Annotated in this window: 1 protein-coding gene; it reads left to right on the forward strand. The window is 54.9% G+C overall.

What is annotated here, in order from left to right:
• Positions 1–778: IS1595 family transposase (locus tag H6A60_RS11915; protein WP_205104910.1), on the forward strand; the 778-nt coding region annotated here is incomplete at its 5' end.
• Between the last annotated feature and the right edge of the window lie 26 nt (positions 779–804).

Consider the following 804-nt stretch of genomic DNA (forward strand, 5'->3'; position numbering starts at 1 on the left):
ACTCAGCGCGGGAATGCCAAAGACGGTTTTGGACGGCATCACTGAGGCCGACGAGACCTATTTGGAGCTCTCCTTCAAAGGCAATCACAGCCGTAGTCAGTTCAAAATACCGCGTGAAACGCACAAACGTGGTCACAGCTCCGTTCAGCGTGGTCATTCGCTCAACAAAGTATGTGTGGTCACGGGAATCGATCGCGAGTCCGACACCGTTTCCGTTGTTTCAAACTTGGGTGTCCCCACCAAGCGTGATATCCAAGACGCATTGACGGGAGAGGTTGAACCCAAGACGGTGCTCTGCACTGATATGAGCTCTTCCTACCAACAGTTCGCAAAACAGGCTGAGCTGTCGCTGATTCGCCTGAAGGGAGGCAAGGTTAAGCGCGGGATCTACCACATCCAGAGCGTCAACCAGTACCACCGCTCGATTAAGGAGTTTCTTCGCCCCTTCCATGGTGTTGCCACGAAGTATCTCAGCAACTACTTGACCTGGCACCGGCTCTTTGCGTTCCGCGTTGGCAAGCGCCAGCCCATTGAAGAAGCCTCATGGCTTCTTGATAGCGAAACTTGCCCGACCGTTACGCGTACGCTGTCCGAGCGCCCCGCCATACCGATCAGCTCGACGACTCAACGTCCGAAACTGAACGAGTTGATGAAGCAGATGGTCGAGAAGGAACGGTACGCTCGAGCACACCTCAAGAAGAACGTAAGGCCGACGACGAAGTCGACCCCCGACTGGGACTCCCCGACTCCCGAGCTGTTTGAGGACGTCCCCTTCTAAAATCAACACTTTGCTCTAACAGAGCC

This window comes from Sutterella massiliensis, from assembly GCF_016899755.1.
In the GTDB taxonomy this organism is placed as follows: domain Bacteria; phylum Pseudomonadota; class Gammaproteobacteria; order Burkholderiales; family Burkholderiaceae_F; genus Sutterella; species Sutterella massiliensis.